Genomic DNA, 17,812 nt, shown 5'->3' on the forward strand with positions numbered 1-17,812 from the left:
GGAACTTTCAACGGGGATAGCCGTTAAACTACCGAGCAGCATAGCGCAACTTCATTCACGATTAGTCCGTCTGGTTAAAAGGATTGTTTTTCTCGCCTGTGAACCGCAATCCAATTGAATATCAGGAGGTTAACAATTAACCGATGCCATTTACCTTTGCGCACCCGACCTACGCTCTACCCTTAAAATTAATTAACCCACGTTGTTTTAGTGTAACGGGCCTCGTGCTGGGGAGTATGGCGCCTGATTTTGAATATTTCCTCTCTTTGGAGCCCCATCAAACGATCGGTCATTCGTTCTTTGGCTTGTTCGCGCAGGTGATTCCGCTATGTATCCTGTTCGCCTACCTTTTTCATACATTAGTTAAGGAATCACTCGTCCTGCATTTGCCATACGTCTTTGGTATGAATCGGAAGGCGTACAACCTATTACGTACATGGAGTCTACGGTCTCTTCGTGACTGGATTGTCTACATCGTGTCGGTCTCCGCCGGCTTCCTCTCGCATATAGCGGTCGACGCCTTCACACATGAGGGAGGGGATATGGTTCAGCAGCTCTCAATGCTGCAATCTATCGTCATTTTGGATCTTCCCGTTTATAAAATATTACAGCACAGCTTGTCGTTGATCGGTATGGCGGTTATCATCGCGCAAATAGGAGTCACGCTTTACAAAACGGATCCCCATTCAAAAGAGATCCCGTTTATCACACTAGAACGAAAACTATTGTATTGGGGCATCGCGGCGATGGTCTCTATCGTTATGACAGGGGCTAAACTGCTACTAGCGATGATTGAGATGCAGATGACGTTGTGGGGTGAAGTTATGAAGAGATACATTGTATATTGCAGTGCCGCCATCTTAATACTCGCATCGCTATTAGGCTGCACAAAGGAAAAAATCAAACAAATTCATATTTATCAAATGAAAAGTTTTCAAGAGACGAAGGAGGATTCATTAAAAGTCATTACGGATGCCACTGATATTTCCATTTTCCAAACGGCTTTTAAACACGCAAAAAAGAACCCGGGTATTGCCGATATGGCAGACCCAGAGTATAAGGTTATATTGGGCAAAGAAACCTATTTTCTATGGATAAGAAACGATGCCGGAACTATCGAGAACATAAATAATACTAATACCACTTACTCTTTATCAAAGAAGTCGGCTGGGGAGGTATACCGACTGATAAAGAGTTTCTATTGAAGGCATCGTGAGTAGGAAGGCCCTGGAGCGGAATCTAGGGCTTTTAATTTGTGACAAAATATTGACAAACCAATCAGAGACTATTAAGATGATCTATGCCCGTTCAGTATCCCATTTTATGGGATCGTTACCATTCTATTTTCGAAAGAGCTGATCACAATGCTACCAGAGGATTTAAAGCATGTTTTGAGGCAGCACGACACAGCAGAAGATGAGGTCGTATATAGCATGCTTTGCGATCGTACGACCGAAGGTGAGTTTCTGGACACGTATCTCGTCTTGACAGGCAAGCAGCTCTTCATTGCAACAAGCTTGGAAGAGCCCGCGCAAGAGAAAAATTACAAAGGATTTGGAGGGCAAGCTGGTTCAAACATCTCTCGTTCAAAATCTAGAACTTCGGGTAGCTGGTCAATAGAAGCAATTGACATCGACAAAATTGAATCCGTTTTCATTGTAAATTTGGTTGCATCCGGAATGGTCGTTCTTAAAGGTGAGGAACAACGCACAATTGCCGCATTCACGAATGGCGAGATGGGGAGAGCATCGAAGTTTGCATCCGCCTTCACGAAGCTGAAGAACCATGAATCGCTCGATGAGCTGCGCTTGAATGAGGATCGCGAACAAGGGACTTGTCCGAAATGCGGTATGGTTTACCCGGATGAAGGCAGGCAGATTTGTCCGAAATGCATGAAGAAGCATGCGATTTTCACCCGGCTGCTTTCCTTTGCAGGGCAGTACAAGAAATCGATTAGTTTAATCATCCTCTTCATGCTGTTGAATTCAGGAACCGGACTTGTCATTCCTTATCTGCAAGGCTCCGTGCTTATTGATCAAGGGTTGGGCGGGAAAGGGACATTCGCTCATCAAATCGGCCTTATCGTGACACTCATCATCGGATTTCGAACCTTGTCGCTCCTGTTCGGCGTGCTGTACGGCGTCATCAATGCGAAGATGTCGGCGAATATTGCATTCGATCTGAAAACGAGCGTCTTCTCCGCCATGCAGCGGCTGTCCCTCAGTTTCTTCCAGCGTAAACAGACAGGCCAGCTCATGACACGGGTAAACAACGACGCGACAGAGCTGCAATATTTCTTCGTCGACGGGATGTCCTACTTTATTGTTAATGCCATGAATATTATTGGAATTACAGCGATTCTGCTGGTGCTCGACTGGAAGCTGACGCTGCTCTGCTTTATTCCGCTTCCGATTGTAGTCGTTTTGATACGACAATCATTTCCGAGACTGTGGCGGCTGTCCTGGAGAAGGCATCGGACGATCAGTCGGATGAATGCCATTATCAGCGACACCATCCGAGGCACGCGGGTTGTGAAAGCGTTCGGGAAAGAACAGAAGGAAATCGATCGTTTCCATACGTCCAATATGGCTTACTCAAACGCGGATCAAACGTTCAATAAGTTTGGCGGCACCATGTTTCCGGTACTGAATATTTTGACGCAAACCGGAGGCATATTGATCTGGTCGTTCGGCGGCTGGATGGTCATGGGCGGGAGCATCTCGTTCGGCAAGGTGCTGACCTTCGTCAGCTACATGCATATGCTCTATGGACCGATTCAGTTCATGAACAATATTGTGGGCTGGTGGTCGTACTGTATGGCGGCAGCGCAGCGTATCTTCGAAATTCAGGATTCGGTGCCGGATGTTACGGAGATGCCGAATGCGGTTCACCTCGATCGCATCAATGGCGACATTGAAGTATCTAACATCGTGTTCGGGTACGAGCCGAATAAAGCCATTCTTAAACAAGTGTCTATGCGTGCGCAGCGCGGGCAAATGATCGGCGTTGTCGGTCACTCCGGAGCGGGGAAATCGACGCTGGTCAATCTGATTTCGCGCTTGTACGATGTTTCCGAAGGAGAAATCCGAATCGACGGAATCAATATCAAGGATTTAACCTTTGCATCGCTTCGCAATAACATTGGGATCGTCTCGCAAGATGTCTACGTGTTCTCGGGCAGCATTGCTGAGAACATCGCTTATGCGAATCCGGAGTGCAGCGTAGAAGATATTATCTATGCGGCGCGAATCGCGCATGCGCATGATTTTATCGAGAAGCTTCCAGATGGCTACGATACGATTGTCGGCACCGGCGGGCATAATCTGTCCGGGGGTGAGAAGCAGCGGCTCTCCATCGCGCGTGCAGTATTACATAATCCGCGCATCCTCATCTTGGATGAAGCGACAGCTTCGCTGGATACCGAGACGGAGCTGCAGATCCAGGCGGCGCTTGATTCCCTGATCAAAGGCAGAACGACGATTGCCATTGCGCACCGATTATCGACGCTCCGTAATGCGGATTATCTTATCGTCATGGATAACGGTAAAGTGGTGGAGAACGGGACGCATGAGGAACTCATGAACCGCGAAGGTGCATACTTCAGCCTCGTGAAAAAGCATGACGAGGCGCTCAAAATGAATGAGGTGATTTCGGCATGACGAATCAAACGGCGGTTTCCGCAAATGAAGTGGACAAAGAAGCAGTGAAGGCAAACTCCGATCTGTCGGATGCGGCGAATATCAGATACTTAACGCGTGATAACGCGGTATTTACGAAAACCGAAGGTCAAATGCTCGTCGTCAAAGTGGATGGCGAGGAGCATGCAGGCGTATATGTGCATTGCTCCTTCCCGCACACGAACAGAAGCATCTATCTGTCGGTTCGGAACATCGAGAATAAGGAGATTGGCATGATTCGCTCGATGGATGAATTTCCGGAGGAGATGGCGAAGCTTCTGGAAGAGCAAGTGCGTATCCGTTATTTTGCCCCTGAGATTACGAAGGTGGTCCGAGTTAAAGAAGAATTCGGCTATGCGTACTGGGAGGCGGAGACGACGGCAGGCATGTGCCGGTTCACGGTGCGCGGCGGGGGAGGCAACACGAAGCTGATCACCGCGACCCGATTGCTGATCACGGATGTCGACGGCAATCGGTTCGTCATCCCGGACCTCAGCAGCTTAAGCGACAAAGAATACCGAATGGTTGAAATGTGCATGTAAGCCAGGTTAGCGCTTGCTAAAAGGGGAGAAGGCTGAAATGAATCTCAATTTCGAGCTTGCCGAGCAGGATCTTGTCGCTGCAAGGCAAGCAGTCGGGCAGACCATTCTTTATTGCGTGCCTGCCGACTTATCGCTGACTGGACGCAGGATGTCCGGCTTTCTAGTCATCGGGGAAGAGAAATGGGCGTATATCGAGCATGGACGCGTCCTCGAACAGCAAGATATAGCAGATGCGACCAAATATAAAATCCTTCCGCTCATCGGCAATGCGGTGCTAGAAGCCGAGGTTGGCGGAACCAAACGAATTATTGTCCGCGTCACGATGCAGCATGCAGCCCGGTACGGCTTCATCGCTCAAATCTTGAACGACATGTCGGCGAAGAAGCAGATTCGAATCTTCAACAACGAAGATGAACCGGTCTGCGCTACATGCGGAGGCCCACTAATTAGAGGCACGCGCGTATGCCCGAGATGCATGAATAAATCAGCAGCGCTCAAACGGCTGTTCGCCGTTTCTCGCTCACATTGGAAGAAGCTTGCGCTAGGTCTAGTCGTATTATTTGTTACCTCGGGGATTACGCTCGCAGGTCCGTATTTTCAGAAGCTGCTGGTGAACTCCGCCCTGCAGCCCACGGATGGTGCGGCCGCTGATAAAACGATGTTCTACCTGGGTATTGCGGGGATGCTGGCTGTGCTCGTCTTCGGAGAGCTGCTCAACATTTCGAAGAATCGCATTATGGCCGGCGTGAGCTCAGGGATCGCGGCGGATTTACGGAAGATGGTGTTCGACAAAACGCAGCAGCTGTCGCTCGGATTTCTGACATCGCAGCGAGCCGGGGATATTATGAACCGAGTCACCTCCGATACCGACCGAATCCGGCAGCTGATCCAAGAATTATGTACGACAGCCATTTTCCAGCTCATTATGCTCGTTTGCGCCAGCTATCTGCTTTTTCATGCGGATTGGCGTCTCGCCATCGTTGTTCTTATTCCGGCTCCTATCGTGGCCTACCTCCATCGCTATATTTGGAAATCGGTGCTGTGGAAGCTCTTCCACAAGCAGTGGCGCGTATATGATAAAGCGAATTCGTTCTTGCATGATGTGCTCAGCGGCATTAGAGTCGTGAAGGCGTTTGGCAAAGAAGAACGGGAAATCAAGAAGTTCCGCGCCTACAATAGCGAGTTTGCAGCTGCAACAGTGAACAGCGAGAAGCTGTTCAGTATCCTCTCGCCAATTACGAATTATCTCATTGAGCTTGGACAATATTTTGTATTGTTGATCGGATGCAGCATGATTCTCAACAAGCAGATGAATATCGGCGAACTCATTCAATTCAGCTCGTATGCAGCTATGATTTTCGGACCGATCGCTTGGCTGATGTTCCTCCCACGGTGGGTTGCCAATGCCGTAATTTCCATTGATCGCGTATTCTCGGTGATCGACGAGCAGCCGGAGGTCATGGATTCGGAAAGCAGCGGAAAGCACGAAATTCAGGGGCATCTATCGTTCCGCAATGTCATCTTCGGATATAAAACCTACGAACCCGTACTTAAGGAAGTGAGCTTCGAGGTTAAGCAAGGGGAGATGATCGGGCTAGTCGGACATTCGGGCTCCGGCAAATCGACACTCATTAATCTCATTTCTCGATTCTATGATGTAACGGATGGAGAGGTTCTCATTGATGGCGTAGATATTCGGACGATCAAGCAGGAAGAACTCCGATCCCAAATCGGCGTCGTGCTGCAGGAGACGTTCCTATTCACGGGTACCATCATGGAGAATATCCGCTACGCGAAACCGGGCGCGACCTATGAGGAGATCATCCAGGCAGCGCGGGTCGCGAATGCACATCCATTTATCGTGAATTTTCCGGACGGGTATGACACCATGCTCGATGAGAACGGCAATAACTTATCCGGTGGCGAACGGCAGCGACTGGCGATCGCAAGGGCGGTTCTGAATAATCCGCGTATTCTAATTCTGGATGAAGCGACCGCTTCGCTCGATATCGATACGGAAACAGCGATTCAAGAAGCGCTGCAGCGGGTGACGAAGAACCGGACCACCATTGCAATCGCGCATCGCTTGTCCACACTACGGCATGCCGACCGCCTGATCGTGCTAGAGAAGGGTGAAATCGCTGAAGTTGGCAGTCATACGGAGCTGCTCGAGAAGAAAGGCATTTATTATAACCTGATAAACGCGCAGCGCAATATGACAAAGAAGCAGGATCAACAAGAATCTGGGAAGATTGAGTCTGTATCGGTGGAAATCACAGCTTAAAGTCTAGCCCACAATCCATGATGGAATTGTGGGCCGCTTCGTTTTTATTATGGAATCAAGTTCTTATCAAAACCAAATGACTGGGTAGGAAATTAATAACCGTTGTCGAAACAATAGACTATCCAACTGCCAAGGAGGAGTAGCCATGATTTATCAGTTCGTACCGCAGCTTTATTATAATACGATAGGCCAGCATCCACCTGTATTGACGATTCGGAATGGGGATACGGTCATTACGACGACGGTCGATGCGAGAGGCTGGGACAATAACGGCAAAAGCGCAGCTGCTCGCGGGAATCCAATGACAGGACCTTTCTATGTAGAAGACGCAATGCCCGGCGATACGCTAGCGGTTCAATTCGAATCCATCACTCCGAACCGCGATTGGGCTTGGACAACCAATATGCTTGCCCCAGCAGTTATCGAACCAGAAGTTGCTGCTTCCTTGCAGGCATCGGACATCGTACGCTGGACGGTGGATGTATCACAGGGGGTTGCTTATCTTAAGGAGCCATCGCCGGGGTTGGCTGAATTGAAGCTGCCTTTGCGACCTTTTCTAGGTTGTTTTGGAGTTGCGCCATCCAATGGCCAGTTCATCTCAACTGCAACGAGCGGCGAGTATGGCGGTAACATGGACTATAAAGGACTGGTCGCAGGTACTATATTGTATTTTCCAGTGTCGTCCAAAGGTGCATTGTTTTATTTAGGTGATGGTCACGCCTTGCAAGGCGATGGTGAAATCATCGGAACAGGGCTCGAAATAGCTATGGAAGTTCGGTTCAAAGTTAACGTTCAAAAAGGCAAAAGGATAGGCTGGCCGCGAGGTGAAACGGATACGCATTGGTTTTGTATCGGCAATGCTCGGCCGCTTGACCAGGCGCTTCAACATGCAACGACCGAAATGTATCGGCTGCTGCAGGAAGATTTCGGTTTAACGTCTTCGGAAGCCAGCTTGTTGCTGGGACAAGCTGTGGAATATGAAATTGCCAACATGTTTAACCCCGCTTACAGCGTAGTTTGCAAATTGCCGAAATCGGTTTTATCGCAATTAAGCAAACGAGATACGAGAGTTCAATAACATCAGAATGAGACTGCCTGTCAACTGCGGGGAACTATAAAGACGTAATAATAAAAGGCGGTTCTCATAAGAGAACCGCCACTTTGTATTTCAGCCTCGTTTACACAGACTGTCCTATAATGACTAACAAAACTACCATAATTACAATATAAAGCGCAAGAAGAATCGTAGCAAGCAGCAAGCCATATCTATTACGAGCACGCTTATCTGCGATTCTTTGCTCAATTCGGAACAGTAAACTTCCAAAACATCACGATTCGATCCAGTTTGAATAAGTAACTAATAGTCAAAGGCTAGCGAATTGATAATTCGGTAGCCTGTGTTTGTGTCGGGTCATTCCAGGAAACTAAGTCATTCGAATAAATTGGAGATATTGTGGAAAAATAAAGGAACAATTTTCTAATTTTAACTAGGGGGATGAAATGAAAAATAGTTCGATATCGTTCTTGCAAATAAGCATGATGTTCATGCTCTCAGTTGGATTGTTGAATCATGTCATTATCATTCCAATGACCTTAGATAAAGCACAACGCGACGGCTGGATCTCCGTTCTGCTTGCAGGCGCTATTTATATGATTTGGGTCGTGCTGCTTTATTCAGCTCTAATAAAGAATAAAGAAAAGAAGCTATTTCAATGGTTGAAGACAACCTATGGCTCAGCAGTATCCTACCTGCTGGCAGGAATTGCATGTATATACATGCTAACTTTATCGACTGTCACATTAAAGGAAACCGTTACCTGGATCCATCTTTCGATATCCAATCTCACGCCAACCGTTGTTTTAGCAGCGCCTTTGTTGTTTGTCTGCGCATTCAATGCATATAAAGGGATCGAGTCGATCGCCAATACCGCTGCCATTTTTTTGCCTCTTGTCGTTATTTTCGGATTTTATGTGATGACGGCCAACATCCCGAATAAGGATTACTCCTTGCTTAAGCCGTTTCTGGAGCATGGGATGAATCCAGTATGGCATGGCGTTATCTATGTAGAAGCGGGATTAATCGAATTGTCGCTGCTTTTATTTATGCAGCATCACATTCGTAAACGCATTTCGTTCCTATCGCTTGTTTTCTTAGCCTTGATCCTTATTGGGCTTACATTTGGCCCCCTTGTCGGGGCGATCGTCGAGTTTGGACCCAAGCAAGCTTCTTTTTTAAGGTTTCCCGCCTATGAAGAATGGAGACTCGTGACGATTGGCCATTACATTGAACACATGGATTTTTTAAGCATGTATCAGTGGTTCAGCGGGGCCTTCATGCGTATATCGCTAACTCTTTTTTTAATTTGCGATATTCTAAACATGGAGAAGAAAGGGAAAAAGGCATTGGTACTTTCCCTTATATGCGCGATCCAGTTAATAGCGGTTATTTGGCCCTTAAGCGACCCTAAATTTATTAATTTCATCACTGAAATTGTGCTGCCTGGCATACTTTGGGTGATGTCGGGCTATTTCCTCATCGTTATCGGATTAATTCATGTCGGAAATAGATGGAGACGAGTAAAATCATGAACAATACGACTGGTCAGCAGGATATTAAGAATGATGATATAGATCGAAAGCTTCGGCAGCTGTTCAAAGACTGCAGTGACGTACAGTTTAACAATCTGATTGTCACGCAACAGGACAGAAGCACATCTGAATTACTTCTCATCTATTGTGAAGGGTTGTGCGACGCGAATCGGATTCATCAGTATTTTATTCCCCATCTGATCGACATGTTTAAGCAGCATTCCATTTCAAGCGACGCGGAACTAAGGCAGCACCTGCCATTCCAACTTAGCCCCATGCCGCAAGAATGGGATGCCCAGCTCATCATGACTCAAATCTTCAATGGCGAATTATTGATTTATTTGTATGACACAGCTTGCATGTATGGCTGGAATATAGCCAATGTACCGCAACGGACAACCGAGGAAACGAATGCGGAAATTTCGATAAGAGGTCCTCGAGATGGTTTTATTGAAGAAGCGAAGATCAATGTTGCCTTAATTAGAAAGAGACTAAAGACGAATGAGCTAGCCGTAGAAGAATTTACGATCGGTACGCAGACACAGACGAGAACCATGCTGCTCTATATGAAAGATACCATTAAGCCCGCCATTTTAGAGGAGATTAAATCCAAGCTGGCGGGTGTACAGGTTAAAGGCTTAACCAGCACTACGCAGCTGGAGGAGCTGTTGGTCGGTTATGCGGCATTCTCCAAGTTTATGTATACGGGCAGACCGGATTTCGCGGTGAACTCGCTCATGCACGGCAGGTTTGTCATTGTGGTCGAAGGCTCGCCAACGGTGATCATTGGACCTATTAACCTTACTTTTTTGTTTAATACCTCAGAAGATGCCTATACATTGAATTGGTTTGTCATGTTTACACGAATACTTAGGCTATGCGGTGTCTTTCTTTCCGTGTTTCTCCCCGGATTTTGGATCGCGCTGCTTACCTACCATCAGGATCAGCTCCCGTTGACTTTGCTCGCGACACTTGTAACGTCCAGGCAAGGCGTTCCGCTGCCGGCTCCTCTCGAAGCCATGGTCATGGTCCTTCTATTCGAATTGTTTCGGGAAGCAGGCATGCGCTTGCCATCATCCATCGGACAAACAATATCCGTTGTAGGCGGATTGATCGTTGGACAGGCGGCCATTAGTGCCGGAATGACGGCACCGGGTATTCTTGTGGTAGTCGCGATTTCGGTATTGGCATCGTTTACGTTGGTGAATCAAAATATGGTCGGCCTTGTTAGCCTGCTGAGATTAATCGTATTGGTGATTAGCGGTTTACTGGGTTTGTATGGAGTATTGATTTGCATTTTGACTATTGCCATCTATATGGTCAATCTGGAATCGTTTGGCGTCAAATATTTAAGTCCTATAGCCCCAATCAGTATCCGTGATCTTTACAAGATTTTGTTCCGAATGCCTTGGGGGAAGAAGGAGGGAGCTCCTCACTTCTTCAACAAAAACGGAGATGATAAACCATGAAGATATTACGACCATTATTGGTCTGTGGTCTCGTGTCCCTATTGTTAACCGGATGCTGGGGGGCCAAAGAAATTGAACATCTTTATTATGTCAATTCGATCGGGCTTGATTATGTGGATGGCAAAGTCGTGTTTTATACACAACTCATTAGTTTTAATAATATAGCCAAGAAGGAAGCCGGGGCGGGAACGAACAAGGAGCTGATCTCCATTGGCAAGGGCGAAGGAACGACCATAGACGACGCGGGCTTTGATCTCTATAAATCAACGCAGGAAAAACTGTCCTGGAGCCATGTTAAAGCCTTGGTGTTTACAAAAGCTGCACTTCGGCCGGAAATCATCCATGGCATTTTGGAGCAAATGAACAGGTATTACGAGTTTCGGTATACCATTTGGACGATGGTCACCACGGGATCGATAGAAGATATTTTCAACGCATCTCCATTACAAAATATCTCGTCTATTTATTCGCAATTAAGTAATCCGCTTGACCGATATTCTCAAAGCTCGTTCGTGGCCCCTTTATATTTTTACAAATTCATTTGGAAATGGGAGGAAGCGGGGCAAGTATTGGTTTTGCCCGCATTAAGCGTCAATAAGGATCACTGGATGGAGAATAAAAAGTCAACAAATCAGTTACAGCAAGATGGGATATGCGCCCTTCAAAATAAACAATTGAGGGGGTGTTACAAGCTTAACGATGTTATGGGCTTGAGATGGATGGAGAAAAAAACCGTTCGCACCCCTTTACTGCTTCAGATCGATCAAAAGCCGATTGCTATGATGGTTGTGTCAAAAATTAAACCTTCCATCGAGCCCAAGTTATCGGGGCGTAATCTGGTCTTTAACATTAAGATCAAGGCACAAGGCGCGATTACGGAGCAGGAGAATCCTGCAACGGAGAAAGAATTGACGGATCTCGCTGCCAAGGAAATAAGGCAGCAGATCAAGAGCACATATCTGATCGGGCTTCAATCAGGTGCAGATCTTCTTGGTCTATCCAATTCGCTCTACCGGTCCAACCCGAAAGCGTGGCATCGTTTGAAGAACGAAGGGACACTCCCGTTAAAGCCTGAATCTTTAGGCAAGATTGATGTGAGTGTAGGTTTAAGCGATGTGGGGATCGCTAAGATATTGAAAAAATAAGTCTTTGGCTTTTACCTCGGCTTCCGAGCTGCTTGAGTGTACAGCCGCCAAATGAAAGCATTCATTTGGCGGCTGTTTGCGTTTCCAAGACGATTTTCCACCTCCAAACGTCCCTTTGTCTCTCATGTCCTTTCCGGTTGGATGATCCTTTTATTTTATGGTTTTTAATGTATAATTTTATTTAGTAAGAAAGATGGATTACGAGTTTTAAAGCCCGCAGGAATGAGCGAAGTATCATCTTGAAAAGGGAGTGTGCATGACATGGAATGGGCATTGGTATTAATGACGGGGATTATTTGTGCAACTATTGGCATATGCGTATGGATTAATCGAAATAAACCGAGAAGTGAGCATTGTGCAGAATGCAAACAAAAACTACAGAACAATTAACAAAATGAACACGACTCAAAGGTGGTGTGGACTCACATGATGCCCGTGGAACGTTTGCGGGCGACAAGAACATATACAACAAAAGTCGCTTAAACTGCGACTTTTTTATTTTTAGTATAGAAGTTCTTGTCGTGGGTTCAAGACAAAAACATTAGTAAAGGAGAGCGAAACAATGAAAAAGTACATACTCTTCGATCATGATGGTGTTCTGGTTGATACTGAATTCTGGTATTACAAAGCGGGAGAGCGCGCTTTGGCTGACATTGGATTTACCTTGGATAAGGATCAATACCTTCGCGACATGACTCAGTCATTTGGCACTTGGTCCCAAGCTAGAGCAGCAGGTATTGATGAACAGACCATCAGCAAGCAGCGTGAGATCCGCAACGTCTACTATCAGGAATATCTAAGAACAGAGGCCATAGAGATTGAAGGCGTAGTGGAAACTCTTGCCGAGCTGTCAAAGTATGTCCGCATGGCCATCGTGACGACTGCAAAACGTGCAGATTTTCAACTTATTCATGAACACCGCCAGATTAGTCAATTCATGGACTTCGTCCTTGTTCGCGAAGACTACGAACATACCAAGCCGCACCCAGAACCATACTTGACCGGCCTAAAACGCTTCGGAGCTGCCAAAGAAGAAACCCTCATTGTAGAGGATTCAAACAGAGGGTTGAACTCCGCAGTGGCGGCTGGTATCGAGTGTGCTATTGTCCATAACGACTTCACAAAAACACATGACTTCTCACAGGCCAGCTATCGAATCAATAATCTGATAGAACTAAAGGACATTATCCTGAATGTTACCTGAGAGAGCATTAGCGGCTGGGGGTTGACGTCCATCTCATGTTCATATAAATTGTATACATATCCCAGAAAGTATACAGTTGTATACAGTAATTGATAGACTTATAGTCCGTGACGGACGTAGGGATAGGTACGCACTCAGAGGTGAAACTCAAAGGTAATGAGAGTCGGGTGGAGGGGATGAGGTAAGAGACGATTGCGCTAAGAAGAGATTCAGTTTCGATGCATCTGGAGCAGTTACGGCTGATGAAGGAGAGGGGATCATTTAACCATGCTTCGTAGGTTTTTCTCGTACTACCGCCCTTACAAAGGCTTATTCATTCTCGATTTTTCTTGCGCGGTCATCGCGGGCTTGCTTGAGCTCGGCTTTCCGCTGGCGGTCAGTAAATTTATCGACGATCTGTTGCCGAGCGGCAACTGGAAGATGATCGTGCTAGCCTGTATCGGACTACTAGGAATTTATATCCTCAATACCGTATTGAACTATGTCGTCACCTATTGGGGACATATGCTAGGCATCAATATTGAAACCGATATGCGTTGGAAAATGTTTGACCATATTCAGAAGCTGTCGTTCCGCTTCTTCGACAACCATAAGACGGGACATCTCGTCGGCCGGGTCACGAACGACCTGAACGACATCGGGGAGATCGCGCACCATGGGCCGGAAGATATTTTCATCGCGATTATGACGCTTGCGGGCTCATTTACGCTGATGGCCTACATCAACCTGGAGCTGGCTTTACTCACGTTCGTGATCATTCCGTTCATGGCTTGGCTGATCATCATGTTCGGAGGCCGTATGACGAACACATATAGGCGGTTGTTCGGAAATGTAGGTAGCTTTAACGCCCGAATCGAACAGAACGTCGGTGGCATTCGCGTAGTGCAGTCGTTCGCGAACGAGGAACATGAGAAGAAGTTATTCTCCGTTGATAACAATAATTTCCGCGAGACGAAGCTGCTTGCCTATAAGACGATGGCTAAGAGCTTCTCGGTGAGTTACATGCTGATGCGACTCATTACGATTTTTGTTATGGTATGCGGCGCGTGGTTTTACATCGATCATAGAATCGAGCTAGGGGAGTTTATGGGGTTCTTGCTGCTGTCGAACATTTTCTTCCGGCCGATCGAGAAGATTAACTCTGTCATTGAGAGCTATCCGAAGGGGATCGCTGGATTTAAACGATACGTCGAAATTATCGACATGGAGCCGGATATTCAAGATGCCAAGGACGCCGTCGAGGCTCACTCGCTTCACGGAGAAATTCGCTTCGAGAACGTCTCGTTCGGCTACGAGGAAAACCGCGATGTGCTGAAGGGCGTCGATCTGACCGTTCGAGCGGGTGAAACGGTTGCCTTCGTCGGTCCTTCCGGCGCTGGGAAGACGACTATCTGCAGCTTGCTGCCGCGTTTTTACGATGTCACAGGTGGGCGTATTACTGTCGATGGCAAAGACATCCGCAAACTGACGCTGAAGTCGCTTCGTAGAAATATCGGTATCGTGCAGCAGGACGTATTCCTGTTTTCCGGCTCGATCCGTGAGAACATCGCTTACGGCGATCTGAAGGCGACTGATGAGCAGATATGGGAGGCGGCCAGACGAGCCTCGCTTGAGGTAATGATTAAGCAGCTGCCGGAAGGCATGGACACGATCATCGGTGAACGTGGCGTTAAGCTGTCCGGCGGCCAGAAGCAGCGGATGGCGATCGCACGAATGTTCTTGAAAAACCCGCCGATTCTTATTCTGGACGAAGCGACGTCGGCGCTGGATACCGAAACCGAAGCGGCAATCCAGCAGTCGCTGGCAGAGCTGTCTGTTGGCCGCACGACGCTCGTCATCGCGCACAGATTGGCAACGATTAAGAACGCGGACCGCATTATCGTCGTCGACGAGAACGGTATCGCCGAACAGGGCAGTCATCGGGACCTGATCGAGTCCGGCGGCATCTACAGCAGGCTTCATCAAGCACAGTACCAGCACGCTTAAGCGCAGTACCCGAGACAAAAAAGCAAGTGGCAATTTGCTGCCGCTTGCTTTTTTCTTGTGCCTTATTATCACGATTCCTTACATTTGCTTCGTCTTAAACAGCGTATTTATCGATCCGCCGTTATTAATAATTCTGAGCGCAGTTGCGAGAAGCTCCGCCATTGGAAGAACAACGAACTTATCCGAATGGTTCGGGTCAATTGCGATGGTATCCGTAATAACGACTTCGTTAATGTGGGGGTGCGACAGCTTCTCGAGCGCGTTTTCCGAGAACAACCCATGCGTTGCACAAATATAGGCGTCATTCGCGCCTCTTTTATGTAATGCCTCAACAACATTCACAATCGTACCGCCTGTATCGATTAAATCCTCAATAATAATCGGAGTCATGCCTTCGACTTCACCGATAATATGAGTGATTTTCGTCTTATTGTGAGCAGGGCGGTTCTTAATGAGAATGGCAAACGGACAGTCCATATAGTTGGCGAGCTTCTCAGCGGTTGTTGCCCGACCAGCGTCAGGCGAGACAACTACCGGATTCTTAATGTTCTTTGCCTTCAAATAATCCGTGATAAGATCCAAAGCGGTAATATGATCAACTGGGATATCGAAAAAGCCTTGAATCGCATCCGCATGAAGATCTACCGTAATAATGCGGTCAGCGCCTACAGTTGTCAGCACATCGGCTACGAGCTTGGCGGAAATTGGTTCTCGCGGGGCTGCTTTCCGTTCCTGACGAGCATAGCCATAATACGGCATAACGATATTAATCGTTTTGGCTGAAGCCCGTTTGGCTGCATCAATCATTATCATGAGTTCGACTAAATGCTCATTAACGGGATGAGACAAGGATTGAACGATATAGACATGAGAAGAGCGAATCGATTCGATATAGCGTAAGCTGATTTCTCCGCTTTGCAGTCTGGAAATCTCAATGTCTCCAAGCGGAACATTAAGCCGCCGGCATAGGTCTTCCGCGAGCGGGCGATTCGATGAACCGGAAAATATTTTTACATTTTGCATCCGCTTGACTCCTCCTAAAAGAATTACTGCGCAATTCTTGCATCGAAAGCACTGTCTTTATCTTCTTGCAATATACAGTTAGTCCCATTATATCTTTTCCCATTGTAAATTCAAACCGCGTATTATAATGGGCAGGAATGCTCAACAAAACCAGGAAATTAATGGCTGCGAAAATTGGACTCCTTGACATTATAAACTGTAACTAATATAATTACAGTAACAAGAAAAAAGAAGGACGGTTAGCCAGGCAAATTGCTTATGCAACGTCCTCTTTTCTAAGTCCAACTGTAATCGATTCGGATACAGTTAAGTTGTCCATTCTAACGACAGGTGGTGCTGATGATGAGCTTAGCGATCAGTGATTGGGTACAAGGCAGAACGAAGGACGGGGAACTTATTCAAGGATTTATTACGGCGATGAACGAAAAACAGAACATTACAACCGTTTATGTCGTTCAATCCGATAACGATGCGGCGGTCGGTACTACGGTCGCCGTGTTGAGCAGCTGGATCAAAGCGCAGCCTACGGTGCAGGTGCTGGACTACGAGAAGCCGATCCTAGACTTTATCGAGTTGGCACTGGCCACGCGTGACGAAGAATGGTTCACGGAGCTGACGGGGCGGCTGCACGAGGTCGTGCAAAAGCAAGCGAGCGGCAGCAACAACGCTCCGATTTTGTATAACCGAAATAGACTCGGCCGCATCATCAGCTGAGACAAGAGGAATTCATTTCATTCAACGAATATAGTTAAAGGTGAATGATACTACTGGATTGATCATTAAAGGTCGCGATAATCGCGGCTTTTTTTTGTGGGATGGGGATTATTGGCAGCGTAGTGGGAGCTTCGTTGAACTAACGAGCTGACGCATCGGCAATTTTCGTACGAAAACCCAGCTTTCCATTCAACAGAGTAACTAGATGAACTTTATTTCAGTACTGTTAGTTAAAAAGCTGTGCTGGTATACTTGAAAATGGAAGATTTCGTCACTACTCTTGGAAGCTTCATAACTATCTCTAGGGAGGTTGTAAGATGACAATGCCACAACGTAAGCTAGGTTCGACGGGAATAATCGTGGGGGAAATCGGGATGGGCGGAATGCCGCTCTCCGTTAACGGACGCCCTTCGGAGGAAGACGGCATCAGAGCGGTGCATGCCGCATTGGAGCAAGGCATTACACTGTTCGATACAGCCGATTCGTACTGCTTGAATTCGACCGAAAATGGTCATAACGAACGTCTGCTCGCCAAAGCTTTACATAATCGTCCCGATGTGGTCATCGCGACAAAAGGCGGCCACATTCGTCCGGATGGACGTTGGGAAACCGATGGCCGTCCTGAACACTTGCGTCAAGCGTGCGAGGACAGTTTGCGTGCGCTCGGCGTGGAAGCAATCACGCTCTATCAATTCCACCGTCCGGATCCTAAGGTTCCGTTTGCGGAATCCGTGGGAGCAGTCGCGGAATTGCTGCGGGAAGGGAAGATCGTTCACGTGGGACTGTCGAACGTTTCCGTTGCTCAACTGGAAGAAGCCCGCAAAATTGTAACGGTATCGTCTGTTCAAAACCGTATGAACTTGTTTGACCATTCGTCAATGGACGTGCTGAAGCGCTGCGAAGAGCTCGGTATCGCATTCCTACCATACAGCCCTTTAAACGGTATGGGCAACGCGCACGGCATCGGCAGCAACGAGACGCTTTCGCGGATCGCTAGAAGTCATGATGCGTCGCCGCAGCAGATCGCAATTGCATGGCTGCTTCGATTGTCGCCAGTCATTCTGCCGATTCCCGGCGCCAGCAAAGCGGTGAATATCGTTAACTGCGCGGGTGCATCCAACGTGGAGCTTTCCGCCGAAGACATAGCTGAATTGAATGGCATCGCTGCTCATTAAGCCA

Annotated in this window: 13 protein-coding genes; 12 read left to right on the forward strand and 1 reads right to left on the reverse strand. The window is 47.3% G+C overall.

Annotation, left to right across the window (positions count from 1 at the left end; genetic code table 11):
• Window positions 1-143: 143 nt before the first annotated feature.
• The 10 genes from AC0LWF_RS13860 to AC0LWF_RS13905 all read left to right on the forward strand — a co-directional run bounded on the left by AC0LWF_RS13860 (window position 144) and on the right by AC0LWF_RS13905 (window position 14,896).
• Window positions 144-1,205, forward strand: a complete 1,062-nt coding sequence (locus tag AC0LWF_RS13860; RefSeq protein WP_474652113.1) for a DUF4184 family protein — start codon at window positions 144-146, stop codon at window positions 1,203-1,205.
• Between the two features lie 228 nt (window positions 1,206-1,433).
• On the forward strand, window positions 1,434-3,659 hold the full coding sequence (locus AC0LWF_RS13865; RefSeq protein ID WP_474652114.1) for an ABC transporter ATP-binding protein: 2,226 nt from the start codon (window positions 1,434-1,436) through the stop codon (window positions 3,657-3,659).
• A complete protein-coding gene (locus AC0LWF_RS13870; protein ID WP_474652115.1) occupies window positions 3,656-4,219 on the forward strand; it encodes a DUF1854 domain-containing protein in 564 nt (187 codons plus the stop codon). The genes AC0LWF_RS13865 and AC0LWF_RS13870 overlap by 4 nt, the downstream gene beginning before the upstream one ends.
• 37 nt (window positions 4,220-4,256) lie before the next feature.
• Window positions 4,257-6,503 (forward strand): ABC transporter ATP-binding protein, encoded by a 2,247-nt coding sequence (locus AC0LWF_RS13875; RefSeq protein WP_474652116.1) that lies wholly within the window; start codon window positions 4,257-4,259, stop codon window positions 6,501-6,503.
• A gap of 145 nt (window positions 6,504-6,648) precedes the next feature.
• A complete protein-coding gene (locus AC0LWF_RS13880; protein ID WP_474652117.1) occupies window positions 6,649-7,581 on the forward strand; it encodes an acetamidase/formamidase family protein in 933 nt (310 codons plus the stop codon).
• Between the two features lie 422 nt (window positions 7,582-8,003).
• A complete protein-coding gene (locus AC0LWF_RS13885) occupies window positions 8,004-9,092 on the forward strand; it encodes a GerAB/ArcD/ProY family transporter (RefSeq protein ID WP_474652118.1) in 1,089 nt (362 codons plus the stop codon).
• The gene (locus AC0LWF_RS13890) at window positions 9,089-10,561 is read left to right on the forward strand and encodes a spore germination protein (protein WP_474652119.1); all 1,473 of its coding nucleotides are present in this window, start codon (window positions 9,089-9,091) and stop codon (window positions 10,559-10,561) included. Before AC0LWF_RS13885 ends, AC0LWF_RS13890 begins: the two co-directional genes overlap by 4 nt.
• The gene (locus AC0LWF_RS13895) at window positions 10,558-11,706 is read left to right on the forward strand and encodes a Ger(x)C family spore germination protein (protein ID WP_474652120.1); all 1,149 of its coding nucleotides are present in this window, start codon (window positions 10,558-10,560) and stop codon (window positions 11,704-11,706) included. Before AC0LWF_RS13890 ends, AC0LWF_RS13895 begins: the two co-directional genes overlap by 4 nt.
• 562 nt (window positions 11,707-12,268) lie before the next feature.
• Window positions 12,269-12,910 carry an HAD family hydrolase gene (locus AC0LWF_RS13900; protein ID WP_474652121.1) on the forward strand — a complete coding sequence of 214 codons (642 nt, stop codon included), beginning with the start codon at window positions 12,269-12,271 and terminating at the stop codon, window positions 12,908-12,910.
• Window positions 12,911-13,177: 267 nt separating this feature from the next.
• Window positions 13,178-14,896, forward strand: coding sequence for an ABC transporter ATP-binding protein (locus tag AC0LWF_RS13905; protein ID WP_474652122.1), 1,719 nt, complete (start codon window positions 13,178-13,180; stop codon window positions 14,894-14,896).
• Window positions 14,897-14,974: 78 nt separating this feature from the next.
• Here AC0LWF_RS13905 and AC0LWF_RS13910 read toward each other — a convergent pair whose 3' ends face one another.
• Window positions 14,975-15,919: a ribose-phosphate diphosphokinase gene (locus tag AC0LWF_RS13910; RefSeq protein ID WP_474652123.1), complete on the reverse strand. Its 945-nt coding sequence runs from the start codon at window positions 15,917-15,919 to the stop codon at window positions 14,975-14,977.
• 339 nt (window positions 15,920-16,258) lie between these two features.
• Between AC0LWF_RS13910 and AC0LWF_RS13915 the strand changes: the two genes are divergently transcribed.
• Window positions 16,259-16,633, forward strand: a complete 375-nt coding sequence (locus AC0LWF_RS13915) for a hypothetical protein (RefSeq protein ID WP_474652124.1) — start codon at window positions 16,259-16,261, stop codon at window positions 16,631-16,633.
• A gap of 317 nt (window positions 16,634-16,950) precedes the next feature.
• Window positions 16,951-17,808, forward strand: coding sequence for an aldo/keto reductase (locus AC0LWF_RS13920; protein WP_474652125.1), 858 nt, complete (start codon window positions 16,951-16,953; stop codon window positions 17,806-17,808).
• The last annotated feature ends 4 nt before the right edge of the window (window positions 17,809-17,812 follow it).

The sequence above is a fragment of the Paenibacillus sp. sgz302114 genome (genome assembly GCF_056120345.1).